This window comes from Mesorhizobium sp. M1312 (assembly GCF_040318115.1).
In the GTDB taxonomy this organism is placed as follows: domain Bacteria; phylum Pseudomonadota; class Alphaproteobacteria; order Rhizobiales; family Rhizobiaceae; genus Mesorhizobium.
Window position 1 is genome coordinate 1 of sequence record NZ_JAMYLQ010000043.1, and the last position, 24,801, is coordinate 24,801.

21 protein-coding genes and 2 pseudogenes are annotated in these 24,801 nt (G+C 59.6%); 11 read left to right on the forward strand and 12 right to left on the reverse strand.

The genetic code is table 11. The annotated features are described in order from the left end of the window. The first annotated feature begins 490 nt into the window (after positions 1 to 490). On the forward strand, positions 491 to 3,070 hold the full coding sequence (locus NKH36_RS31580; RefSeq protein ID WP_352963825.1) for a bifunctional diguanylate cyclase/phosphodiesterase: 2,580 nt from the start codon (positions 491 to 493) through the stop codon (positions 3,068 to 3,070). A gap of 120 nt (positions 3,071 to 3,190) precedes the next feature. On the opposite strand, the gene NKH36_RS31585 is transcribed toward NKH36_RS31580, so the two are convergent. After that, positions 3,191 to 3,658 carry a hypothetical protein gene (locus NKH36_RS31585; RefSeq protein WP_352963832.1) on the reverse strand — a complete coding sequence of 156 codons (468 nt, stop codon included), beginning with the start codon at positions 3,656 to 3,658 and terminating at the stop codon, positions 3,191 to 3,193. 92 nt (positions 3,659 to 3,750) lie between these two features. Here NKH36_RS31585 and NKH36_RS31590 point away from each other — a divergent pair, with 92 nt between their 5' ends. Continuing rightward, on the forward strand, positions 3,751 to 4,107 hold the full coding sequence (locus NKH36_RS31590; RefSeq protein WP_352963830.1) for a hypothetical protein: 357 nt from the start codon (positions 3,751 to 3,753) through the stop codon (positions 4,105 to 4,107). A gap of 153 nt (positions 4,108 to 4,260) precedes the next feature. Here NKH36_RS31590 and NKH36_RS31595 read toward each other — a convergent pair. From NKH36_RS31595 to NKH36_RS31640, 10 genes and pseudogenes are all read right to left on the reverse strand, one after another. After that, positions 4,261 to 4,377 (reverse strand): annotated as a pseudogene (locus NKH36_RS31595) (NAD-dependent epimerase/dehydratase family protein); the annotation flags it as partial. Between the two features lie 14 nt (positions 4,378 to 4,391). Beyond that, entirely contained in the window at positions 4,392 to 5,462 is a 1,071-nt protein-coding gene (gene gmd / locus NKH36_RS31600) for a GDP-mannose 4,6-dehydratase (protein ID WP_352963820.1), read from the reverse strand. A 254-nt stretch (positions 5,463 to 5,716) separates the two neighbouring features. Then, positions 5,717 to 5,854 (reverse strand): hypothetical protein, encoded by a 138-nt coding sequence (locus tag NKH36_RS31605; RefSeq protein WP_352963818.1) that lies wholly within the window; start codon positions 5,852 to 5,854, stop codon positions 5,717 to 5,719. A 92-nt stretch (positions 5,855 to 5,946) separates the two neighbouring features. Beyond that, the gene (locus NKH36_RS31610; protein WP_352963816.1) at positions 5,947 to 6,519 is read right to left on the reverse strand and encodes an FkbM family methyltransferase; all 573 of its coding nucleotides are present in this window, start codon (positions 6,517 to 6,519) and stop codon (positions 5,947 to 5,949) included. Positions 6,520 to 7,012: 493 nt separating this feature from the next. After that, a complete protein-coding gene (locus NKH36_RS31615) occupies positions 7,013 to 8,353 on the reverse strand; it encodes an NAD(P)H-dependent oxidoreductase (protein ID WP_352963813.1) in 1,341 nt (446 codons plus the stop codon). A 46-nt stretch (positions 8,354 to 8,399) separates the two neighbouring features. Continuing rightward, positions 8,400 to 8,933 carry a dTDP-4-dehydrorhamnose 3,5-epimerase gene (rfbC, locus tag NKH36_RS31620; RefSeq protein WP_352963810.1) on the reverse strand — a complete coding sequence of 178 codons (534 nt, stop codon included), beginning with the start codon at positions 8,931 to 8,933 and terminating at the stop codon, positions 8,400 to 8,402. Positions 8,934 to 9,038: 105 nt separating this feature from the next. Beyond that, a complete protein-coding gene (locus NKH36_RS31625) occupies positions 9,039 to 10,142 on the reverse strand; it encodes a GHMP family kinase ATP-binding protein (protein WP_352963807.1) in 1,104 nt (367 codons plus the stop codon). 11 nt (positions 10,143 to 10,153) lie between these two features. Further along, complete coding sequence (locus NKH36_RS31630; RefSeq protein ID WP_352963804.1) at positions 10,154 to 11,209, reverse strand: NAD-dependent epimerase/dehydratase family protein; 1,056 nt, start codon at positions 11,207 to 11,209, stop codon at positions 10,154 to 10,156. Continuing rightward, positions 11,202 to 12,470, reverse strand: coding sequence for an HAD-IIIA family hydrolase (locus NKH36_RS31635; RefSeq protein ID WP_352963801.1), 1,269 nt, complete (start codon positions 12,468 to 12,470; stop codon positions 11,202 to 11,204). The genes NKH36_RS31630 and NKH36_RS31635 overlap by 8 nt, the downstream gene beginning before the upstream one ends. Beyond that, entirely contained in the window at positions 12,467 to 13,075 is a 609-nt protein-coding gene (locus tag NKH36_RS31640; protein WP_352963798.1) for an SIS domain-containing protein, read from the reverse strand. The genes NKH36_RS31635 and NKH36_RS31640 overlap by 4 nt, the downstream gene beginning before the upstream one ends. A gap of 180 nt (positions 13,076 to 13,255) precedes the next feature. On the opposite strand from NKH36_RS31640, the pseudogene NKH36_RS31645 reads away from it, so the two are divergent. The 9 genes and pseudogenes from NKH36_RS31645 to NKH36_RS31685 all read left to right on the forward strand — a co-directional run. After that, positions 13,256 to 13,381 (forward strand): annotated as a pseudogene (locus NKH36_RS31645) (bifunctional Delta(1)-pyrroline-2-carboxylate/Delta(1)-piperideine-2-carboxylate reductase); the annotation flags it as partial. 166 nt (positions 13,382 to 13,547) lie between these two features. Continuing rightward, complete coding sequence (locus NKH36_RS31650) at positions 13,548 to 14,336, forward strand: WecB/TagA/CpsF family glycosyltransferase (protein ID WP_352963795.1); 789 nt, start codon at positions 13,548 to 13,550, stop codon at positions 14,334 to 14,336. Positions 14,337 to 14,499: 163 nt separating this feature from the next. Next, entirely contained in the window at positions 14,500 to 15,819 is a 1,320-nt protein-coding gene (locus tag NKH36_RS31655) for an oligosaccharide flippase family protein (RefSeq protein WP_352963792.1), read from the forward strand. Between the two features lie 10 nt (positions 15,820 to 15,829). Further along, positions 15,830 to 17,599, forward strand: coding sequence for a Wzz/FepE/Etk N-terminal domain-containing protein (locus tag NKH36_RS31660; RefSeq protein WP_352963789.1), 1,770 nt, complete (start codon positions 15,830 to 15,832; stop codon positions 17,597 to 17,599). Beyond that, positions 17,596 to 18,906: a hypothetical protein gene (locus NKH36_RS31665; protein ID WP_352963786.1), complete on the forward strand. Its 1,311-nt coding sequence runs from the start codon at positions 17,596 to 17,598 to the stop codon at positions 18,904 to 18,906. The genes NKH36_RS31660 and NKH36_RS31665 overlap by 4 nt, the downstream gene beginning before the upstream one ends. Positions 18,907 to 19,214: 308 nt before the next feature. After that, on the forward strand, positions 19,215 to 20,513 hold the full coding sequence (locus tag NKH36_RS31670; RefSeq protein WP_352963784.1) for a polysaccharide biosynthesis/export family protein: 1,299 nt from the start codon (positions 19,215 to 19,217) through the stop codon (positions 20,511 to 20,513). 22 nt (positions 20,514 to 20,535) lie between these two features. Continuing rightward, entirely contained in the window at positions 20,536 to 21,717 is a 1,182-nt protein-coding gene (locus NKH36_RS31675; protein ID WP_352963781.1) for a glycosyltransferase family 4 protein, read from the forward strand. 292 nt (positions 21,718 to 22,009) lie between these two features. Beyond that, positions 22,010 to 23,137, forward strand: coding sequence for a glycosyltransferase family 4 protein (locus tag NKH36_RS31680; RefSeq protein ID WP_352963778.1), 1,128 nt, complete (start codon positions 22,010 to 22,012; stop codon positions 23,135 to 23,137). Between the two features lie 25 nt (positions 23,138 to 23,162). Beyond that, positions 23,163 to 23,567, forward strand: coding sequence for a recombinase family protein (locus NKH36_RS31685; protein WP_352963775.1), 405 nt, complete (start codon positions 23,163 to 23,165; stop codon positions 23,565 to 23,567). A 34-nt stretch (positions 23,568 to 23,601) separates the two neighbouring features. Here the strand turns inward: NKH36_RS31685 and NKH36_RS31690 are convergent, their stop codons facing one another. Beyond that, positions 23,602 to 24,693: a hypothetical protein gene (locus tag NKH36_RS31690; protein ID WP_352963772.1), complete on the reverse strand. Its 1,092-nt coding sequence runs from the start codon at positions 24,691 to 24,693 to the stop codon at positions 23,602 to 23,604. Between the last annotated feature and the right edge of the window lie 108 nt (positions 24,694 to 24,801).

A 24,801-nucleotide genomic window follows, 5' to 3' on the forward strand; every position in this document is an offset into this window, starting at 1 on the left:
TACACCCAAGGCTGCCTCCAAAAGCAGTCTTGAATCATGCTACGGTCAAAAAGGGAATCCTAAGAGTCCACACCACCTAGCCCTTCTGTTGATCCCGTTTTGCATTGTCATCTCGTCGATCTGATGCCGGAAAGGGTGTCGGTTATCCCTCGACGGTGGGAATCGCCGAGCTTTTCCTGCTCGCAGCGGCGGTCGAGTCGATCGCCCGAGGGCAACCCATGCACCTTCAGCGACTGCAAGCAGTTCTTTCTAAGGTGTCAGCCGGAGCCGCAGGTCCGTGTCAACCACTCCGGCGACCTCAGGCGGTTGGAAAGTGCAAAGATTTTAGGACCCGTGAAGGTCAAAATTAAATATTGATAGCTAATATTCCTTGGTCGGGTTGGCCCGAGAACCTGAATAGCAGCTGAGGAATCGCCTATTGGCTCTTTTCCGCGCTAGGTTCGGCGGTATTAAGAAAGCTGTTTTCTCGTCGGCAAATATCCCGGCGGCAATGGCGGCAATAGTTATTGCCGTTGGCGCAGCATTCGCGGACCACCAGAACAACGTCGTCTCGGATCAAGCCGCCCGTGCGGATGTCCTGGCCAAGGTCAATCTTATCCGCGCCAAGCTTGAAGGTAACATCAACGGAAACCTTCAACTGGTGCAGGGGCTGGTCGCGGCGGTCGTGACTGAGCCCTATATGGGACAGCAACGCTTCGCCTCGCTCGCGATCAACCTGTTTGGCAGGGGCTCGCAATTGAAAAATATTGCCGGCGCGCCCGATCTGGTCATTTCCCTGATGTACCCGATGGAGGGCAACGAGAAGGCGATAGGCCTTGATTACCGCAAGGACGAGCGGCAGCGTGTGGCCGCGCTAAGGGCGCGAGACGAGCGCGAGCTAATTCTTGCCGGTCCCGTCGACTTGAGGCAGGGAGGGCAAGGTTTCGTCGGTCGTATTCCGGTTTTTGTACCGAGTGCGGGCAACACCGAAAGGTTCTGGGGCATCATTTCGGCCGTGGTCGACGTTCAGCGCCTTTATAAGGCGAGTGGTCTGCTTGACGATGATCTCGGGATTGACATAGCGCTGATCGGTAAGGACGCTCTCGGTCCGAGTGGAGATCAATTCTTCGGCAATGAGGGCATCGCCAAAAGCAATCCGGTGACAGCCGACGTTCTGCTCCCGTCCGGTTCGTGGCGGATCGCAGCCATTCCCAAGAACGGCTGGCCCTCGACGCCCGACAACGCGTGGCTCTTGCGCGCAATCATGGCGGTGGCCGGGGCGTTGGTGGTGATCCCATTCCTGGTGACGGGTCGCCTGATTGGCGAGAGGCAGCGCAACTATGCGGAACTGAGTCGATTGTCGAGACGCCTGGAACTCGCTCTGGAAGCGTCGGCTATTGGCGTTTGGGAACACGATCTCGCAACCAACGAACTTACGTGGGATGACCGCGTCAATGAAATATACGGCAAACCGACTGGGGAGCACCGCGGCTATCTGGACTGGGCGGGAGCAATCCACCCGGATGATTTGGCTGGCGCCCACGCCGATTTCGACAGCGCGATGGCCGGCGGCGGGCCATATTTGTCGGAGTACCGGATTGTTCGGCCGGATGGCGAGATTCGCCACGTCCGATCCAAGGCGATAATTTACCGGCACGCAAACGACACCCCAAAAATGATTGGCGCCGAATGGGATGTGACAGCCGATGTCCTGCTGAACAAGGACCTGGTTCGCGCAAAACAGCTTTCCGAGTCCAAAAATGCAGAACTCGAGTCGGCCAAGGCGCGCATAGAGCACATTGCGCTCCACGATTCGCTGACCGGTTTGCCCAACCGGCGTTACCTCGACCAAGTGCTGGAAGATTACGCTGCAAACGCCAGGCGCGCCGGCGGGAATGCGGCACTGCTTCACATAGATCTGGATCGGTTCAAGCACATCAACGATACGCTTGGCCACGCCGCAGGCGACGCAATGCTTGTTCACGCGTCAACTGTCCTCCGATCCAAGGTCGATGGTGAGGGATTCGTCGCTCGGATCGGAGGAGACGAATTCATCGTCCTGTGCGTGGTGCATGACGATATCAAGCAACTGGGGCTGCTCGCTGACCGCGTCATCTGCCAGATGCGCGAACCCGTCTACTATCAGGGCCATCGATGCCGTTTTGGCGTGAGCGTGGGAATTGCAGTCGATAACGGAAAAGATGTCGAAGCCAAACACCTGCTGGTCAACGCTGACATCGCGCTCTATCGAGCAAAGAGGCGTGGGCGCAATCGATACGAATTCTTCACCGAGGCGATGCAAAGCGAGATCGTCGACACAAAACGGATTGCCGACGAAATTCTCGGCGGCCTTGAGCGCAACGAGTTCATTCCCTTCTACCAGCCGCAATTTGACGCAAAAACGCTCGAAATTGTTGGGGTTGAGGCGCTGGCGCGATGGAGACATCCGGAGAAGGGTATTTTGGCGCCCGACGTCTTCCTGAGGATTGCGGAAGAATTGAATGTCGTCTCGATCATCGATCGAACCATATTAGAGCAATCGCTTTTGGATTTCGAAGGGTGGTCTGCTGCGAATCTTAACATTCCGCGGGTGTCTGTCAACGTTTCGGCACGCCGCCTTCAAGATGAGGAACTCATAAAGAGTCTTAGGAAGCTGAATATAAAGAAAGGAACGATTTCGTTCGAGCTCGTTGAGTCAATTTTCCTTGACGAAAATGATGATTTTGTTACCTGGAATCTTGAGCAGATAAAAGAGCTCGGCATTGACGTAGAAATAGACGATTTTGGTACGGGCTATGCCTCAATAGTCAGCTTGCTCAAGCTGCAGCCTCGCCGGCTGAAGATAGATCGCCAGCTGGTCATCCCAATTGTCAAATCACCGCAACGAAGGCAGGTCGTCTCGTCGATCATTGAAATCGGCAAATCCCTGGGTATTGAGGTCGTAGCGGAGGGTGTCGAGACGATGGAGCACGCACAGACACTCAAGAGCTTGGGCTGCGACATACTGCAGGGTTACGCCTTCGGGCATGCGTTGGATTCCGACGGACTAAAGGCCTTTGTTCGATCTCGGCGTCTGCGCACGGCCAGCTAACTGTTGACATCCGCCTCAGTGCCTCCGGCAGGGAAGCGGCCGTTCTGCACGCACACGACGAGGTTTGTACGGCAGCGGTGTAATGACTGGCTTGGTGCGTGAACCTGTCTTTCGACCGGGTCAGTCGCGGCGATGGATACGCATCTCGATGATGCTGCTCTCCACTAGCGACTGCGCTCCCGCACTTCCAATGCCTGAAGCGTAATCGGCGAATGCCCAGATGCCCACGTTGAAGGTGTATTCGCCCGGGTCGATTCGTCCTCCCATGCCACCGGGGAATACGCTCGTGAAGTTAGTCCGAACGCTCTCATTCTCTGAGAGGCCGCTCCCGCGTCTGCGCCACAACGGAAAGGTGCCCGCCATCAAGACCTGGTCACCCTTCATAAAACTCGTCTCCAGGCCACCCTCCGAGGTGGCGCTCGCGCCAATGCCGCGTGCGCCAATGGCGAAGGAATGGCGCGATGGGCGCGGCGCGAACAACTCGACGGCGATCGGACGATCGGTCCGCACGATGCAGCCGACGCCGATGTGTGCGTGGACAAAACGGTCGGCGCCGCCCGCGACGCCACCGCCGGCCCGCGCATCCAAGCCGAGGCGTCCCCGTTGGTCGCCGCTCTGGCTGAATGGAGGGGCCCTCCGTTGTGATGCCATCTCCAGGCGAAGTCGTAGGGAGGAAGCCGGTGCTCGACGCTGCTGTCGGTCGGCGACGCAGGGATTACGTGTTCGCGTCCTCCGCCAGGTGGGCCCAGCAGGCGCAGGCTGTCCTTAGCCTTGAATGGCCGCATGCCGACCCCTTCGAGCGCCTCTGCAACTCCGGGGTCCGCTCGAATCAGCTTCGCAAGGCGCGCCGTGATCGCGTCATGCAGCTTGTCCTCCTCGGCCGCTCGCTGGCGCGCGGCGTCGGCCTCCGCACGCGTGCGCTCCGCCGCCGACGCGATCGACTGCTCGACTATTTCGCGCTGACCCCGCGCCAGGCTCGCACTGAAGTAGATTTCGATGCCGTCAGGCATGGCGATATCCCCCGTCCGAACGCTTGAGCTTAAGACCACGATTTTGGTGCCGGCGATGCGATCGTCAAGCAGAAAATTAGCGATCTCTAATAATTGGGTTATGGGGGCCGGCTTGCGCCTGGTTTCTGTCATCCAGCGATGCACGGCGTCCTGATTTCGAAGGTCGAGAACGTCGCGCGGTGCCATTAGGACCTCGCAGTTTTCCTCCTCCAATCGCCGCGCCACAGCCGAGCCGACCATGCCGCGGTGGCCAGCCACGAATATCCGTTTTGCGTCGAGCCGATACGTGTAGTCCATGACCGGTGGCCTCTCTAGACGCTACTGTCCATGTGCCAGCTCTCTCGCTCCAGACGTTTCAGATCGGCGGCCACCATTTCCGCCACGAGGTCGCTGAACGTCGTCTTAGGCGACCAGCCGAGCTTTGAGCGGGCTTTCGCCGGATTTCCCATCAGGAGATCGACTTCCGTCGGACGGAAATGGCGTGGGTCGACTCGGACGAGGATCACTCCTGTCTTGGCATCCCGGCCGATCTCGTCCACCCCCTTACCTTCCCAGACGATGACGCGGCCGACTGCCCGAAAGGCACGTTCCACGAACTCACGCACCGAATGGGTTTCGCCCGTGGCGAGGACGAAGTCGTCAGGCTCGCCGTGCTGAAGAATCCGCCACATGCCCTCCACATAGTCGCGAGCATGCCCCCAGTCGCGTTTCGCGTCCAGATTTCCAAGATAGAGGGTGGACTGAAAGCCTCGCTCCATACCTGCAACCGCACGTGTGATCTTGCGGGTCACAAACGTCTCGCCGCGCGTGGGGCCTTCATGATTAAACAGTATGCCATTGGAAGCGAACATCCCGTACGCTTCACGGTAATTGATCGTGATCCAATAGGCATAGAGTTTGGCCGCCGCATAGGGAGAGCGCGGGTAGAACGGCGTCGTCTCCGTCTGGGGCACCTCGTGGACTTTGCCGAACAGCTCGGAGGTTGACGCTTGATAAAAGCGCACCCGCTCTTTCATCTTCAGGATGCGTATGGCTTCAAGCAGCCTGAGTGTGCCAAGGGCATCGGCGTTGCCGGTATATTCCGGCGTCTCGAAGCTTACCTGGACATGGCTTTGGGCCGCAAGATTATAGATTTCGGTAGGGCGCGTCTCCTGAATGATGCGAATGAGATTGGTCGCATCGGTCAGGTCGGCGTAGTGGAGAAAGAAGCGCGCCTCCGGTTCGTGCGGATCGACGTAGATGTCGTCGATGCGTTCGGTATTGAAGGAGGAGGATCTGCGCTTCAGCCCGTGGACAGTATAGCCGTTCTTCAGCAGCAGTCTGGCAAGGTAGGAACCGTCCTGACCGGTCACACCAGTTATGAGCGCAATGCGATCTGTCATCAGGTCCCATCCAATTGTCGAGGGCTGTCGTGGCGCGTCGACCGACGGTCCGCCCCCGCACTCCTCTAATGAAAGGCGAAAGCACTTTGTTCGACCAGAGTGTCATTGTGGGAGGCACGCCAGCAAAAGGAGGTAATCCCACCGCTCAATGCCGGTCACAGCTACTTCCCGTGCGTCCCCTTTCTGCTTGGCTAGCCTCTTCGGCCCCATGCTCCTATGGCATGGACGTAGCCGCCCTGCCGCGAGCCGTCAGTTCACAAGCGCTTGCGCCATCGCTTCTCCGCGAACTGCTTGCCGGCCATGCTGCCCTCGGCAATGCCGAACATGTGGGGTCGTCTGACCAGTGCGGCGCGGGCCATGCCGGCTGAGAAACGTTCGCGTCCGGCCTGCATCTCGGGTCACCTGGCAAGCGTGGCGTCGGGGCGCTTGTTGCCGACGATCCCCGCCACCGACGGCGGCTTGTCGAAAGTTCTCGTAAGGCTTGTTATCGCGCCAGCAAAAATGACAATTCGTGGCCCGCAGGAGAAACATGGAACAGGGTGTACCCCTGGCCCTTTATCGCTTCCACTGTTCGGTAGGTTTGCTCCACCGGAGTGCGGTGCCACCAGTGGTGAAACTCGACGAGAATCTGTCTCGGTAAGACATCAGATCCAAGCACCTCTGGAAGGACGTCGTGCTCTGCCCCCTCAACGTCGAGTTTCAGCACATCGATAGTTGCCAGTCCGAGCATATCCAGGATAGTAGAGTAACGCCTCACGTTGCAGACAATGCTCTTGCCTGTAACCATCTTCGTGGAAAAATTGCTGCGTGTATCATCTTCGGATACAGCAAACGTCTGCTCCCCGTCGAAATTAGATATTCCCAGGGGGTAGATCCGCACAGTGGGGGGTAATTCCTGAGCGGCAATCCAGTCAAGACTGGCCGGAGTCGGATCAAACCCATAGACCTTTGCGCCGAATACTTTGCTGATTTCCTGATCAAATGAAATGTCGTCCCCTAAGCCAAAGGAAAGAACAATAGGGGAGGGAGTACCTAGAAGAGGCTCGACCGCAACCACCCAACCTCCATATACGGAGCCGAGTTTTTGTGTAGGAACAGAGCATTCGGGCCGGAGAAGATGATCGAAGCCTAAGGCCGCTCTTACAACACGCTTACAATACCGGAGCCAATCTGGATTGTACATCAATAGTGCCTTTGGCTTATTTGTAGTAGCTGTTCCGCTTGACTGCGCCGTCCTCACCATGTCCAAAATGGACAAGAGCGCCAGATGGGTTCAGTCTGGCCTAACGCGGAGGGGCTATCGCCCTGTGAATTTTACATCAATTCCCTCCCGCGATCAGGGTGTCATTGTGGCAGGCACTCCAGCAAAAGGAGGTAATCCCCATCGCTCGGCGTTCGTAACAGATGCTGCGGGAGCGTCGCCTTGGCGGCCAAGGCGAGGCTACGCAGGCAAAGCGCGGCGGCATGCTTCAGGTAATGGAGTCGGATAGCGTTCGCGCCATCGGTTCGGCCATCTCGAACCTCCTCGGCTCGGTCTGCGGAACATCCCGCTAACTAGCGGTTGTAAGAACCTCGTGCTGCGGTGACGCGGCAGAGCTGCCGAAGAAGACAAGATCCTGCGCCCGGCGCAGCGCGTCGCACAGCCGCCCTATCGGAAGCTCGATGTCGTCATAGCCGAGCACCTCGTCGCGCTTGACGTCGCGCAGCAGTCGGCAGCCCTCGGCGAGCCCGATCGGCAGAAGGCGCTCGGCGTTCACCGTCCGCGCGTTCTCGCAGAGGCCATAGGTCATATAATGTCCGAGGCCATCGAGGATCTCTTCGGCACTAAGGTCCCGCTTGGCGGCGGCCACCACGTCAACGGTCGGCGCGCCCAGGGGCGCAATCGCAGCATCGCGGAAGATCGCGGCCCTCGCCACCGTGAAGGGCACCTCGAAATGACACAGATGATAAGGCCAATAGAAACAGTAGAGCGGCCCGGGGCCCATCTTGTAGAGTGACAGATAGTGTTTCTCGACGGCATTCTCTGTGGTGCCAAGAACGAAGACGCCGGGGTTGGGCATGGCGCCGACACAATAATCAACTATCCCCGGCCCCTCGAGGAGCTGATTGAGCGGATACCAGCCGACCGCCTCCTGGATCGGGGTCCCGGGCTCGACCACAGGCCCGTACATGCCGCGCTTGGCCACCAGCATGCCTGTGGCGTTGGCGACGATGGCGTTCTCGAATGAGATCTTCGTGCCGTCCGCGAAGGAGGTGACCATCGGGGCCTTCATCCCCCACTTCTTGGCAAATCCCTCCTGGGTCGTCGGATTTCGGTAGGGATCGTGCAGGCCCTTGATGTTCCCGCAAAGCACGGGACGTATGCCCAGGCCCCTGACCCAACGGTAGAGGTTCATGATGACGCCCGGCTGATCCCCCTCCACATTGGTGAGGACCACGCCTGCCCCGTCGGCATACACTTTCAGGATTGGGCCGATCGTGCCGTCGAGTTCGGCATTCATCAGGGCGACATGCTTGCCGTGCCGGATCGCGCGCATTGTGACGTGGGCAGCGAACTCGATCGCGCCTGTCGCCTCGACGACGATGTCGATGCCTTCGGCCTCGCAAATGTGCATCGGGTCCGCCGTGATCGCGCGGCGGCCGCGAGCCACGAGATCCTCAAGCGCTTTGGTGCTGGTCGCCTCCGTCACATCGTCCGCGCCTGCAGCGGCATAGGCCTCTCGCGCCTTTTCCACGTGTCTGTTGGAAATGGCTACGAGTTCCATGCCCGGAACATATCGCAGCATCTGCATCGCGATGCCTCGGGCCATGAAACCGGCCCCCACCATACCCACGCGAATTGGACGACCCTCAGCCTGGAGCAACTCCAACTCCCTGTCGACGATGAACATTTGCGTCTCCTCTGTAGCGCTCCCGCAAGTTCGTCGCCGAGAAAGGTCATTCGGCGTAGTCCGGCCAAGTTCGGTCCTTATCTGAGATCACCGCCGGCTCATCCACTGGCCACTTCACGGCGAAAGCAGAATCGTTCCAACGAACACCGCGTTCGGCTGCCGGTGCATAGAATTCGGAGACGAGATACGTGGCCTCGGTGTGGTCCTCAATGGTGAGAAAGGCGTTCGCGCAGCCCTTCGGTATCACCAGCATCCGTTGGTTCGCCGCGGAAAGTTCCACAGTGAGGTGCTGCTTATAGGTGGGCGACTCGGGCCGCAGGTCGATCAGCACGTCGTACAGGCTGCCCCGGATGCAGCGAAGCATCTTGTCCTCGCCATGGGGAGCCAGCTGGTAGTGGAAGCCACGCAGTGTATGCTTGTGCCTGTTGTATGAAATATTCATCTGCACGACATGATCCGGAAGCCCCTGCTCGGCAAATTCCCGCGAACACCAGCCGCGTGCGAAAAAGCCCCGCTCGTCTTCGAATTTCTGCAGTTCCACCAGGGTGGCGCCGGGAATATCGGTCTTTGTGAAAAGCATCTAAGATCCATTGATCAAATGAGTGTCACGTCGGGTCGCATCTCGGACGATCTCTCCTGAGGGTGGCTCGCGCCGGCGGTCCGCTTGTGCGATCGCGGGACGGCATCAGACTTGCGCCGGATGCAAGAGGCGCGAGCCGTGGACTTCATAGCCGATAGGCACATAAGCTAGGTGAGAGAGTGCGCGTCTTACGCTTTCCCGGCGTTCCGGCTTGACCGCGAACATAAGGAATCCGCCGCCGCCGGCGCCGCACAGCTTGCCGCCTTCCGCACCTGCGTCCCTGGCGAGGTCGTAGTGGCCATTGATCGCCGCGTTGCTCACGCGGGACGCCAAACTCCGCTTCATCTCCCACCCTGCGTGAAGGACGGCACCAAAGCGTTCTATGTCGATGACGGGCTCCGAAAAGATCTCCTGAAGCATGAAGGCATCGTCCCGCATCCGCCTGAGCGTATCGAGATTGCTTGACGTGTTCGCCTTCTGTTCTGCCAGCACGGAACTGGCCGGCCGCTGATGCGATGTCCAGAACATCATCAGGTTGCTGAAGAGATGTTCGACGGCGCCATTGCGCACCCGCTGCGGCTCGACCGTTACCGCGCCGCCCGGCTGGAAGCGGAACAGGTTCATGCCCCCGAATGCGGCGGCATACTGGTCCTGCTTGCCAATCGGCTCCTTGAGGACGTCCATCTCGATGTGACATGCCTCTTCGGCGAGTTGGCCATGGGTGACACGTTCTCCCCGGAATGCGTGCAGGGCGTTGAGCAGTCCCACCGTGAACGAGCTCGACCCCCCCATGCCCGTCGAGGCCGGCATGTCTCCGACCGTCGAGATGTAAATCGGCGGTTCGATCTCCAGGAAACGCAGGCATTCGCGAGCGATGTTGTTCTTGATCTCCCCTATGGTGTTTACCTGCTCCGTCTGTGAATAGTTCAAGCGGATGGGTTCATTAAAGATGTCGCTGTGACGCTTGACGGTGACATAGATGTACTTGTCCACTGCCGCGCTGAAGACCGCGCCGCAATCGAGATTGTAGAAATCGGGCAGATCGGTACCGCCGCCAGCAAAACTGACGCGCAAAGGAGTCCGCGTCAGTACGAGAGACGGTAGACGCTGTGCGGCGCGATCGATGATGGTCGGAAGGTCCAGTCCTGAGCGGCGCCCCACGGCTTTGGTATCGTCTAGCTGTTCCATATTTTGCCCCTCGAAAATCAACGGAATGAAAATTAGGCAACACGCGGCTGTGCGGGTCGCCAGCGCAGCTGATCATCGAGCATCCCCGCCTTGAGCAAATGATCGAGCCAGCGCAGCCGCGTGAAGCGCTTGTCGGTAAAGTCTTCAAATCTAAGTGCGATCGAGCGGAACGCCTCGTAAAGCTCCTGCGCTCCCTTTCGCGCCGTCCACTGAAACTCGAAATCCGGGAAAGTCCGTGAGAACTTGCTGAAGTCCGCCTTGTAGGTTCTTTGATCCGCGCCCGGCTTCGGTGTCATTGTGAGCTGCGCGCCGGGGACGGCCTCAACGGCGATCCCCGCTATCTCGCGCACCTGAAGATTGAGGCTTTCAACACCCATGTTGAACGCCTCATTGTGGATTTCCTGTAGCGGCGCCTCCAGCATCAATTTGAAATAGCGCGAGACATCCTGGACATGAACCACGGGCCGCCATGGCGTGCCATCGCTATGGACTTCGACACGTCCAGTGGTGAAGGCGCTGCCCATGAAATTATTCAGCACGGTGTCGAAGCGCATTCGCGGCGAGAGACCATAGACGGTGCCGTTGCGGCAATAGACGGGCGAGAATCGGTCGTCCGCCAGCGCGCGCAGCGCTTCTTCGGCAACAGCCTTCGATCTTGCGTATTCTGTTTGTGGCGCCAGCGGGGCGGTTTCGTCGACGACGGCGGCTTCCGACATGCCATACATGATGCAAGAGGAGGAAAATAGGAACCGCCGGATGCCGGCCGCCTTGGCCATCGTGGCCAGACGAACTGTCCCTTCTGCATTGATCTGCCTCGTCCAATCCGCGTTGAGATTTCCGATCGGGTCGTTCGAGAGTGCCGCCAGATGGATCACCGCGTCAAAGCCCTGGAGATCCGGGAGTTCGATGGCGCGCAGATCCTTTGTGATCTCGGGCACACTGGTATTGTCGGCTCCCAGGGTGCACGCACGAAAATATCCCATGTCCAGCCCGACCACCTCATAGCCCGCCGCCTGCAACACGGGCACCATGACAGAACCGAGATATCCATTGTGTCCGGTGACGAGAACGCGTGTTGGTTCAGTCATGTCTGCCCTGCTCCGCTTTCGAAAGGAGTTGACGGGTGAGGTCCAGAAGCGAGCATTGCTCGCTTACTTGCGCATATAGGCAGTCCGCGGCTTCGGCCGCTTGACGATCACGATCGTCATCGCCGACAAAGAGTGTGCGTGTGAGGTCGAGATCAAAATCGCGCTGTGCCTGATACAGCATGCCGGGTTTGGGCTTGCGGCAGTCGCAGCCGTCGTCCCAGCCGTGTGGGCAGTGGTAGATCTCCGCGATCTTGCCGCCGACGGCTTCGGACTCGGCGCACATGCGCTGGTGAAGCGCCTCGAGATCAGCGGCGGTCATGGCTCCGCGCGCTATCCCTGCCTGGTTCGAGATGATGACTATGCGGTAGCCGGCCTCGTTCAGAAGGGCCAACGCCTGCTTTGCACCCGGAACCCACTCCCACTGGTCCCATGAACACACATATTGAGCCCGTGGCGGTCTGCAGTTGAGTACGCCGTCCCTGTCTACGAGCATGGTTTTTTCGCGCCTCATAAAGCGCTCCGTCGCGGGTAGACGCTCGATCGAGCCCACGCTGTAATAGCGGTGCTCGCTCAAGAAGGCGGCGAGGCGATGCTGCGTCGCGAGCGGCGTGTAGATGGCCTCCTCGAAGAGGGTGTCCTCGTCGGTCAGGAGTTCGAGGGCGAGATCGGTCAGTATGGCATAGCTGATCTCGACTCCCTGCAGCCCGGGCGTGGTGCGGAGCCGGTCGAAGACGGCCACATTGTCGTCCGCATCAAGGATCACGCTGCCGCGTGAATAGCCGTCCTTGTTGCTGTAGACCGTGATCATTCCAGGCTTGCCGGCCGCACAGAAGCGTTGCCACAGCCGCTCCATGTGCATCGGCCAGTAATTGTCGCAGTACAGCAGCAGGAAGCACGGATCTATGAGGTGACGGGCATTGGATACCCGGCTGCTGGTGAGGTCGTCAGGACGGGTGACGGCATATTCGATACTGAGGCCGAACCTGCTGCCGTCGCCGAAGTGGTCCATCACCACATGGGGCAAATACCCGAGTAGAAGAAGAACCCTTTCGAACCCCTCCTGCCGCAGCTGTTCGATCTGGTATTCCAAAAAAGGGCGGCCGAGCACCGGCACCATTGGTTTCGGGCGGTCGAGTGTGATCGGCCGCATGCGCGTGCCACGCCCGCCGGCCAGGATGACCGCCTGGCGCGGCCGGTTGTAGGTGCGCCCCTCGACATCCGCCTTTTGCAGGCAGGGAGAGCTCGGCAGGACAATATTCATTGACCGCGCTCCGGTCGGTCGGCGGCGAGGTATCGCGTGATGGCATGACAGATCGCGGCGTGGGCGTCCTCGACGAGTTCGTAGGTGCCTTTTTCAGACCGCACCCATACTGGCTGATCGACCAGCTCTTTAACCGTGCCGCCGTCAAAACCGACAATGCCGATGGTGGCTACCTTCCTTTCGCGAGCGAGTTCGACTGCTCGCACGAGATTAAGCGAGTTCCCGCTGGCTGAAATCACTATGAGCACGTCACCCGGCTTGGCGAAGTTCTCCATCTGGCCGGCAAAGATACGCTCGTAGCCTTCGTCATTGCCGAGCGCCGTCATCCAGGAGACGTTGTCTGTCAGGCCCATAACCCGGATTGGTTGCCTTCCCGAGCGTTTCGTAGCCTTACCGAGGTCATTGACCCAGTGGGAGGCGGTCGCTGCGCTGCCGCCGTTGCCGGCGACGAAGACTGTGCCGCCCGCATCGCGTACGGCGCGCAGCATCTGTATCGCCTCCTGCACGGCATCCGTATCGATCTGCGCCAATGCGATACACAGCGATGCCAGATAATCCTGCGTGAATTCTTTAGGCTGCAACCAGAGCGCATCATGCGCGAACATTTGCGACATCCCACCACTCCCTGATCGATCGCGGGCTCTGTCATGCCACCCTTGGTGGCTGCAATAGGTGAGCCATCATCACAGCGTGCGAGCACTTCGAGTTCAATTGCTATTCCGAACGGGAAGCCGGCGGGCGGCGCTCATCGGAGGTACTTAAAAGGAATATCCCTTGTTCTCTCCTCCGCGGCCGACACGTCGGCAGGCGGCCATATCGGCGCCAAGATCGTCACGGTGTCGCCCGACAACAATGCCGTAGGCAAACCCGCGGTGAGGGGGCTTAACCTCCTGCTCGACGGCGCGACGGGCTGCGCATTCCATGCGCTCTTTCGGCACCACGGAGAGAACAAGGGATATTCCTTTTAAGTACCTCCGATGAGCGCCGCCCGCCGGCTTCCCGTTCGGAATAGCAATTGAACTCGAAGTGCTCGCACGCTGTGATGATGGCTCACCTATCGCAGCCATCGAGGGTGGCATGACAGAGCCCGCGATCGATCAGGGACAGTTGCGCGAGCAAGTGCTTGGGGTACCCGTGCACGCCCTGGGCTTGGCGCAGGCAGTGAACTGCGTCTTCGACTGGGCCCTACGGCAGGAGAGCCGAACGGTTTTCCTGTGCAATGTCCACAGTGTCGTCACCGCCCGCCGCAATCGCTTCCATGCCGAAGCGATGGATAGGGCCGACCTTGTCGCGCCGGATGGAGCGCCGGTGGCCTGGATGCTGAGGCGGCAGGGACACGCGGATCAGCCGCGCATCAGCGGACCAGACCTGATGTGGATTTGTTGCCGGAGGGCATCGGAACTCGGCACGGCAATGTTCCTGTACGGCGGCAGCCCGGGCACCCTCCAGCGTCTCGAACAGTGCATTCGAACCGAGTTTGCCGGCATAAACATCGTGGGCTCTTACTCACCTCCGCGCCGCCCTCTGTCGGCCGAGGAAGATGAGGCAGTGGTCAGAATGATCTATCAGTCCGGTGCGAGGATCGTGTGGGTGGGGCTAGGATGTCCCAAGCAGGAAAGCTGGATGCAGGCGCATCGCGGCCGGATCAATGCGGTCATGTTGGGGGTAGGAGCAGCTTTCGATTTCCACGCCGGAGACGTCAAGCGGGCGCCGCAATGGATGCAGAAGAGCGGGCTGGAATGGCTGCACCGGCTCTTCCAGGATCCCCGCCGCCTGGCGAGCAGGTATCTCGTGACGAACAGCCTGTTCATCCTGGCTTTGCTGCAGGCGTTGCTGCTTCCCAGGCGAAGACTTCGCGACGGTTAGAGGGAGGCGGAACCAGTGAACACGCTCGGACCGCCGTATTGCTGATCTGTGCCAACTCCTTCACGGGCGGCTGTTCTTTGGCGCTGCTGCTGGGAGGCGGCGCTGCCCATATCTGGACGGTGTGGTTTGCATTGCCTCGACAGGCACCTGACTGGAGGCTACCATGACTCTGAGCAAACAGGCCGCCAGTCTGGCTGTCCTGCATGTCACCGACGTCCTGCAGCCGCTGATCATCTTGCCCTTTGCCGGGCGTGTCCTCGGACCCATGAGTTTCGGGCAGTACGCGTATGCGCTCGCCATCGGACAACTCGCTGCCTCCGTCGTGGCCTATGGATTTCACTGGACCGCGCAGCGCAGGGTTGCTTCCCTTCGATACGAGCCGGCGGCGATCGCGTCACTCGTTGCTCAGGTCATGGCCACCAAGGCAGTGCTGTTCGTTGCCGTATGCCTGGTTGGCCTTGTGCTGGCCGGCGACGTCCTGGCGCTCAGTAGGCCGACATTCCTGTGCGCGATGCTCTCGGCCGCCGGCGGCATTATTTTTCCGGCCTGGCTCTTCGTCGGCCTGGAACGCGCCTGGCAGGCGGCCGTCGCGGTGGTTGTTGCTCGCGTTCTGGCGCTCGTCTGTTTCGTCGCCATGGTCGCATCACCTGACCAGGTCGCGCTCGCCGTTGCCATCCAGAGCGCAGTTCCCGTCGTCAGTGGCGTCATCTGCTTACCTTTCATCCTTCCGATTGGGTTCGGCGGCTTCAGGTCCGTGACGCTTTCGACGATTGGAATGCAGCTGCGCAATGGCTGGAGGGGATGCCTCTTCTTAGCCGTGGAGACTGCCCTCTTCACGCTCCCTGTCGCCCTTGTCGGGCATTTCGAAGGTTATGTCGCAGCCGGACAATATTCTGTCGCCGAAAAATTCCTATTAGCCGCGCGGGTATTTTTCAAGTTGCTTATGGATACCTTCATACCGAGGGTTTCATACTACGCTCATGTCGACCCTGCTGCCGGAATACGACTGATAAGGATATCACTATTCACCGTAGCAGGCGGAACGGCGATGAGTATTGGAATGTTCTTTGTTGCTCCATATATAATATTGATCCTCTTCGGAGATGAATTTTCAGGAGCGATACCTATCGTGCGTGCAATGGCCATTATACCATTGCTGATGAACATAAATACTTTCACATCAAATATATTCATGTTTAGTTACGGCTATGAAAATGAATGGGCCGTCCTTAACGTATCCGGTCTGCTAGTATTCCTGGTGGCCACATATTTTTTGTCTTTCGTCATGGCGGAGCAAGCCATTGTTTATGCGCTGGTGGCGAAGGAAGTCGTCGTGCTGGTGGTTTCAGCCGGCTTCTTCCTCATTGGCGGAGCGGCCGTCCTTCGCACGGCGGCGGCTTGCGACGCAGGCCGGGTGCGAGGATATCCGCCGGCGTCCCAATCCGCGCCGTTGGAGCATGAGGCCGATCGTTTCCGGTCGTAGGGGAGTCTGTATGTTCGCCACTGATCACTTTGTCGTTCAGCCGTCCGGGTCGCCTCGCCAGCCGATCCCCCCCAAGGATCGCGACGAGCTGACCGCGAAAGACATCTTGAGATTTGTTCGAAGCAGTTGGCGCCTTTGCCTCCTCTGGATGGTTGTGAGCCTTGGTGTCGGCGGCGCATATGCGGTCCTTTCGCCTGGATATTACACCGCCTATGCGACGATCCTCCTTTCATCTCCGCCCGCTTCGCAACCGGGCGAAGCTGAGGCAGATGAGCGGGTCTATGTAGAGAGCCAGATACAGGTCATTCAGTCGGACGAGGTCGTCGGACGCGTTGTTGACCACACTGGCTTGGCGGAAGACGAAGAGTTTGTGACGGATGACAGCTTGCGCGCGCTGATCTCCAGCTATGTGCGGAGCCAATTGGCGTCTCTCTTCGGCACCGAACTGCCGGCGGCGGAGCCAAATATTCGGCATGAGGCGATGGTCCTTGTGAGGCGCGCGTTTTCCGTTCATCAGCTGGGTTCCTCCCGCGCCGTCGAGATCGGGGCCACCTCTTCCGATCCTCAGTTCTCGGCCATGCTCGCGAACGCGATCGCCGGCGGTTACATCGGAAGTCAGCGCGAACGCCGGCAGGCGGCTCGCGCGGAAGAAGCCTCTGATCTGCACAAGCGGCTGGCGGAACTTCGAGAAAAGGCTTTTGTGACCGAACCACTGAAGAAACCCCCATCAGACCCTGAATCTGCGGAGAGGGCAAGAGTCCTTTTCCGCGAGCAGCAGAGCGCGGCCGAGGTTTATCGCTCGCTTTACAATGCCCTTCTGCAGCGGGCCCACTCCGATTTTAGCGCCTCGTCGCTGATCCCGAGCGCAAGGGTCATCACGGCGGCCGAACCGCCTCGCCAACGCAGTTGGCCGCCATCGGTCCTGATGGTAGCGCTCTCCGTTATGGCCGGTGGGGTTGCCGGCGTTGGTCATGCATTGATCAGGCAAGCAATGAACCACCGCCTTATAACGGTCGAGGATGTGCACAGGTCGGCCGGCTTTGATCGGATTGTAGGGATCCCCAGAATTCCCCGCCGCAGGTGGAATGTTGTGGGGCCATGCGAGCAGTCTTTGCAGCCCGTCTACTCAAAGAACGCTCCCGAGCTTCACAGCTCGCTGAGCAAGATTGCCACCCGGATGCGCGGAGTTCAGGGCCGCCAAGTGAGCAAGATTGCCACCCGGATGCGCGGAGTTCAGGGCCGCCAAGGCGGATTTGTAATCGGCGTTGCTTCACCCCTCGGCAAGTCCGGAAGCTCCACGGTGGCGGTTCATCTCGCAAGGGTCATTGCGGCGACCGGGCAAAAGACACTGCTCGTTGATGCCAATTGGCAAAAGCCATCGATGGACCAGCCAATGCTGAACGCGGAGCCAGGTCGCAAGCTCGCCAGGGCGTTTGCCACCATTCCCGCGGATCAGGAAGGGCTGGAAGTTCTGGTTCTCAGGCCCACGGGGTCAATCTCCGACTTGAATGCCTCGCTCTCCATCTCCGCTGCACTCCAGCATCTGCAGCAAGAATACAGTTGTATAGTGGTTGATTTTCACAGCACCGACCGCACCGCTGATCTGGAAGCGGCCATGGGCGTCATCAGCGAGGTCCTCCTGGTGCTGAAGGCACGCCGCACTTTCGCGGACCACCTCGAGGGAATCCTGCGCATCATCCCTGCAGAGAAACTCTCGGCAGTAATTTTGACCAGGATCAACCGTGCGGCTTTCAGTCCTAACCGGCAATACAGGCCATGACCTCGCCAGCGACATTGTCACGCAGGAAGGGTTCAGAGCCGGTCGACCTCGTTTGCAGCCATTCCCCTGACGTGCTCGACTACACCCTCTTTCTCTCCGGCATTTGGCTGGCCTGCGCCCTCGCAATATCCCTGCGCCTGCTTGGCCCTTTCTTCATAGTGATCCCGGTCGGTGTCTGTCTGGCCTATGCCGTGCTGCGGCAGACGGTGCCGCCTCGTCTGCTGGCGGTCTACACCGCCTTCTGCCTCTTCATTGCCCTGCTGTCCAGATACGGGCTGATGCCGGATTCCTGGCAGGTTCACTTCCTTCAAGAAGCAGTCATAAGGCAAATCGTCCCGATTGTAGGATTCTTCGCCGTCGCATGGGCATCCAAGGCTTATTTCCGCCGCAGGCTGATGAATGGCAATGTCTTTTTTGGTGCACCGGTTTTTCTGTTCCTGTCTCTCGTTGTCGCTCCGGCGGTAATGTTTCAGCAGGACGTGCAATATCAGGGCGCATCTCCGCAAGCCACGATACCGATTCTTTATGGTTCGCTGATCAATAACATGGTCATTGCCGCGTTTTTCATTGCAGGCGGTATTTTTCTGACGAACGACTGGCGCCGATACGGCGGCATTTTGCTCTTATTGGGAATAGCCCTCGCCAGCCCCTTGGCTCAGTTCAAGGTGCTCGCGGTCACGATGATCGTCATTCTGATTGGCGTGCCCGGCCGGTTGGTGGCCGCAGCTCTGGCGACCGCACTGACTTCGGCCTATGCCGTCGGGCTGAACTTCATACCTCAAACCTTTGCTCTGGACCCGAACTCCGGAATCCGACTCGCGTTCATTTCGGACGCACTCGCATCCCTTGCGGATACATACGGAGTTGGCATCGGATTTGGGAAGGAATCGGTCCGATGGCGATATGAGTTTCCCGGGTTCGAGGGTACTACCTTTCTTCCCGACACCACGAATATTACGCATGCCAAAATGCTTGAGATACTCTCGACAGGAATTCACAATTCGTTCTTTCAAGCCATATTGCGGACGGGGGTCATTGGTTTCATTTTGATCGTGTCTGCCATTTTGGTGGCCTTCCCGCCAAATCGACTGCCACGCGGTGTTCGCAATCATGCGTCCACAGTCTTCATCACGATTTTCCTCGCCATGTTCGTCAACCCAGTCCTGGAGAGCCCTCTACAGATTGTGGGAATTGGTTTCTCATACGGCTATTTGATTGCACTTCGTGCCAGCGTTCCGGCCTTGGCTGTGGAACCCCCTCCAGTTGAACCGGGTCGAACGCAGCATTGCGCTAGTTCATATATCTGACCGAACATGGATGCGGCCGACACCACATCGGCGGGCTATCGGTCTCGGTAAGAACGGGATCGCGTTGTACCGATTTTGGCGCGGCAGGAGCAGGAGAGCCGTCCGCTGATGTGCCCGTTCGTGCGGCGGCGCCGTGCCGCTTCCATGAGGAGTGCCTCGAAAGAGCCAGCGAGCCAGCCATTTTGCCTCGGCCTCGGCTATGCCTCCTCTGGTAGCATAGGGCCATCCACTGCGCAGGTTCGCCCGCGCCGGAGAAACCCGTGCTAAGTCGCCCGTAGAGATACGGGGGCAACCCGTTGGGGGAACCCATGAAGCTGTTGAGATCCTTGTTGTCGGCGCTGTCGATGCCCATGGCTTCGACCCGCCTCGCTTCGTTCGCTGGCGCCATCGCTCTGATTCCGACAGCGGCACTTGCCGACTACACGCTACAGCCCGGAGATACGCTGGAAGTATCGGTCCCTGGTATTCCGGATTTCAGGCAGCGATTGCTGATCGGAGTGGACGGCGAAGTGAACTTGGCGCTGGTTGGAGCGGTTCAAGTCAGCGGCCTTTCCATTCAACAAGCGCAGGAAATAATCGCTGGCAGTCTCGCCAGCAAGCAGTATCAGCGGGGGACCGCGGACGGCCGTGAAATAACGCACCTGATCCAGACCGACCAGGTCTTCGTTTCGCTTGCCGAATACCGGCCCATCTATGTTTATGGTGATGTGGCCAGGCCGGGAGAGTACATCTTCCGGCCGGGTATGACCGTCCGACAGGCTGTGGCGGTTGCGGGTGGCTACAGCGCTGCCCAGGTTCGCATCGCCAATCCGCTCATGGAAGCGGCCGATTTCCGTTCCGAGTACAAAGCCCTATGGGCGCAATTCGCAATGGAACAGGCTCGCATTTGGCGCCTTCGCACCGAACTCGGCGAAGAAGTCAAACATGTCGAGAACGTGCCGGTGCCTGAGGCGCTCGCCGAACGATTGAAGCAAACGGCAACAGCGCATATCGAAGCTCGTCTGTCAGACAGTGAAAAGGACAAGGAGCTTCTGCGACGTGCTGTCGAGGAGACTAACCTCCAACTGGGGCTCCTGTCTGAGAAGAAGAAGAAGGACGAAGAGGGAAGCCAGGCCGACGCCGACGATTACGAGAGCGTCAGGACGCTGTTTCAGAAGGGCTTGGCGCCGACCACGCGCCTATCTGAAGCCCGTCGAGCGGTGCTTATGTCATCAACCCAACTGCTCGATACGATCGTCCAGGCATCGAACATCGAGCGCCAGCGCGGCGAATATGTCAGACAGATGAACAAGATCGACAGTGAACGACAAATCGTGGCCTTGGGAGAGCTACAGGAGGCCTATATGAATCTGGCCCAGATCTCGGCGCGTCTTGAGGGTACCGCGCAGAAGCTGGCGCTTACAGGTCAAGCGCAATCCACCTTGCTGATAGCCTCGGGTCGGCCCGAGATAACAGTCCATAGAAAGCGAGAGCAGGGCGCCGAGACGCTCCCCAGCAGCGAAGATCTCGGACTTGCGCCCGGCGACGTTGTGGAAGTCGTTTTGCCAGAGGTCGACTTTTCCGGAGCCGTCGCGTCGTCGCCACGGGCGTCCGGGATGCCGAATTGAGATTCGGACGGGGCGGACTGCGATGCGCGTCTTAATGGTTCATAATTTCTACCAGATAAGGGCCGGAGAGGACAGCGTGGTTCGGGAGGAGCTCGCGTGCCTCAAGCAGAATGGGGTCGACGTCGAGCTGTTCTCCGCCACGAATGACGATATCGTGCGGGTCGCGCGGAAAATTTCTACCGCCCTGGGGGTTGTCTACAACCCTCATTCACGGCAGGCCTTGTCCCGAAAATTGGCGGAATTTTCACCGGATGTCGTCCATATCCACAATTTCTTTCCTCTCCTGAGTCCCTCCATCCTGGATGCGTGCCGCGAGGCCGGCGTGCCATCAGTAATGACCTTGCACAATTTCAGGATCCTCTGTCCCAGCGCCTTGCTTTATCCCGATGAGAGGCTTCGAGAGCGAAGTCTCCGCCACGCCTGCTGGTGGACTGTTCCGAAGAAGGTCTACAGGAATTCCCTGGCGGGCACGCTCGCCCTTGCCGCAATGGTCGAGTTTCACAAGAGAGCCGGCACCTGGTCCCGCAAGGTCGACCGCTTCATTGCCCTTACCGACTGGGCCAGGCGCAAGCTTGTGGAAGGCGGCCTGCCGGCCGAACGCATCGTCGTCAAGCCGAACGCGGTTGCCAGGCCGCCGATCTTCGGTGACCTTCGTCGCAATGGAGGGCTGTTCGTCGGACGACTGGATGAGCACCACAAGGGCGTGGCCACGCTGCTCGAGGCATGGAAGGAGATCGACTATCCGCTGCGGATCATCGGCGACGGGCCGTTGGCTCCGCTTGTCGAGCAATCTGCGGGCGAGCGCGTGGAATATCTCGGGCGTCAGTCGCGCGAGACGGTGCTGAAGGCGATGCAGGCTGCAGCATTCCTGCTCTTTCCGTCGAAAGGGTGTGAATTGTTTCCCATGACAGTCATCGAGGCCTTCGCAAGCCGGCTGCCGGTCATCTGCTCGGAGCTGCCGTGGATCAAAGGGGTCGTGGAGCCAGACGTCACCGGCCTTGTCGTTCCTGTCGGCAACGCCGGCGCGTTGGCCGATCGGGTGCGCTGGGCGCTTTCAAACCGATCTGCCTTGGAGGAAGTGGCAGGCCGGGCCTATGCCGCCTATCAGGAGCAGTACACGCCCGAGGCAAACTTCAATCGGCTGATGGCCATCTATCAACCCCTGGTCAGGCGCCCGATCCGGGCCTTCGCGGCAGTGTCGTGAGGTGGGCCGGAACATGCACCGGCAGGAACCGACCAGGGCTGCCCATAGGCAGACCAAGCTTCACGCGTCAACGAGCGCAGGGCGGGCCGGGGTATTTCCCATTTTTTGTTTATCGATTTGCCCCGAGGATCGATCCTGCCGCCTCGCATACTTCGGGGAGGTCCTCTTTTGCTTCCATTGCTGAAACGCGGTGCCACGGGAGGCTGCGGCCGCCCGCAGGCACCTATTGTGACGGTTTGATCGAATGCGCATTGTCTTGACCCGGCGCGAACCTTTGGATTCACCTGATGGTGTGAGCATCTTCATTGTGGCACTTGCCCAGGCGTTGCTCGAACTGGGGCACCAGGTGCAGATCGTGGTCGGCACCTTCGAAAGCCGCGCAAACTTTCAGCGACTTCTTTCGCCTCGCCTCGAGTTGCCGATAATTGGATTGAGCCGCACGCCTTTGACCGGACCGGCCTCAGTCGCGGCATGGCTTCGGGCGATCGGTATCATCAATCGGTTCCGGCCGGACCTTGTCATCCACAGCGAGACGGTGCCGCTACCGCTGCGTGGCACGATCGTCCAGATCGTTCACGATCTCGAGAGGCGGAAAGGGGCGCTTGCGGCAGCATGGCGAGCCATTCGGCGCGCGAGCATGCGGCGCTGCCACTACGTCGTCGCCTCCACGACCGAGCTTCAGGAGGAACTGGTGCGAGATCTTGGGCTGCCAAGGGACCAAATCCTGAAAATTCCCAAATGCATCGATCGCCAGTCATATGAGTGGCGTGGGCTGGCAGAGCGCGAGCGGGCAATCCTCCATGCCGGCACCTCGCCCTACAAGGTGCCGGAGGCGACGATCCGGGCATTCGGCGCCCTAAACGACCCTTCCGTACGGCTCTACGTGACGGGTGACATCACACGACCGGTGACTAAGGCGGTCGACGCTCTTCCTGAGGCGATACGGGGGCACGTGGTCCTTCTCGGGATGGCAGAGGGAGCACGCGTTCGCGAACTACACAGCCGCGTTCGCGTCGCCGCTTTCCCCACGCGCTATACGGTCCCTGTCGCCTCGGCAACGGTGATGGAGGCGATCGCCACCGGCACGCCCATCGTCGGGTCTTCAAGGCTCAGTCGGGATCTGCTCGCGGATGGCGAGAATGGGGCAGTGGTCGAACCAGAGGCCGAGGCGATGGCCGCAGCGCTGAAGGCGGTGCTGGACGATGATGACCTTTGGTCGCGTTTGTCGGCGGGTGCCCGCGAGAGGGTTAGACGGTTCGATGCTCACAGTGTTGCAAAGCAATATCTGGAGCTCGCGAACCCCTCCGGATTGCGGTCCAACGTCGGAATGTCCGTGAAGGGGGAGGAAGACAAAGGGACTGACCAACCGCGGTTCGCAGATCGTCAGCGGCTTGTCGGCCCCTTGCATCCCATTCCCTGAAAACTTCTTACGGTTGGGCAAGGCGATGATCATCGGCTACTGTCGTATCAACACCTTCGAACCCGCTGCCAGGCTGGAGGCGCAAAAGCTTTATCTTGCCCGCTTGGGAGCCGAGAACTTCTTCTGCGAGAAGACTAGCATATTCGGTTCGACGCCGGAGCTGGAGAGGGCGATCGCCTGTGCCAGAAAAGGAGACGTGATTGCGGTCACGAAGCCGTACCGTGTTGCGCGCACAACCCGCGAAGTGCTGGCGCTCATCGAAAGGCTCGGCACCAAGGATGTCGGTCTTCGCATCGTCGACACACCTATCGATACGAGCACGACGACGGGACGCATGATTCTTGCATCAGCGCCTCTCTGGACGCTTGGGATGTCCCCGTCTCGGTCAATGCTGTCAGACCTGCTTCTCTTTTGGCGTCGTCGTCGGTAGGGCCTCGTCGGATTCGACGCACCAGCGCACTCTCTCACTGCCAGTCGAAGGCAAGCCGCAATGGCGGTCTGGGATCAAATACCTTGCGCTCGATGGACCAACCGTCATGCACGGCCGCCCTTTGCCAGAGGATGTTGCGGGGATTGGCGAGCGCGTAGACGCAGCAGTCCCTAACACTGTGCTTTTCAGCGCCTTCCGATATCCGGGTATGGAACGACAGGCCGTTGGATGTCGGGGCGTCCCTGCCGTCCCGTGGCTCATTGTAGGTGTCCCGGCTCCGGCAGCGGTTGAACGAGCAACCGCCACTGCCGACCTTACCCTGCGGAACGGCCGAGAAGGCGCCGTTGCCCTGTTGAACGGCATCGACGTCATCGACCCGGCAATTGAAGCTTCCCTCCAGCATGACGCCAGCGCCCGTGGGGCTGTTGTTGTAGAAGACGAGTCCACGTCGAATTGTACAGCGATCCGAGTGAAAGGCGGAAATATTGTCCTCGGTCCAGGAGGTGGGACCGTTCTCGGCCGAGAATTCTTCCAGGCTCGTATCCGGAGAGCGGTTGAACTGCACATTCTGTCCACGGGGGAACGGCCCGCGCGCGTCGTGGAGCTCGAGGAAGCTCATCTGGCTGCCCGGACAGTCGACAACATAGATGTTGCAGGAGCCGCGGGACGCTTTGACACGGATGATGATCGCATCGGGGCAGCTTTCCAGCTCTATGTTGTTGCGGTTCTGGCTTGGTCCGGTCCCCGAGGGGGGGACGCCGACACGATCGATCTCGAGATCCTGCAAGCGTATTCCGGCGGCTCCCCGGGCGTATATCCCGCTGCCCATGGCATGACGAATGCGGCATCTGCGGACGATGACGCCCTGATGGAGTGCCGTGATCCCGTTGTCATGGGGGGCGTAAATGTCAAGATTTTCAATGATCTGCCCATCCTCGCGCGTGAGCACGGGTCCGCTTGGACGCAGAAAGGAGACGGCACCCCCGAACCATTTACCGCCCGATCCCCCCTGGGCCAGATGCACCGCTGCACCGACGACACCCGAGGCAGGCAGCGCCAGCAGCCCTGCAAGGAGACGGCGCCGATTAAAGCGCGGGGGTTCAAGAGACTGCCGGCCGCCCGACATAGAATCTATCAGCCCGCCCAGTTCGGGAGCTAAACGTCGATTCGGCTTGTGCGGAGACGTCGAGGTGGCCAACGAGATGCAGATAAACCCAACCTCTCGGCACGGCGG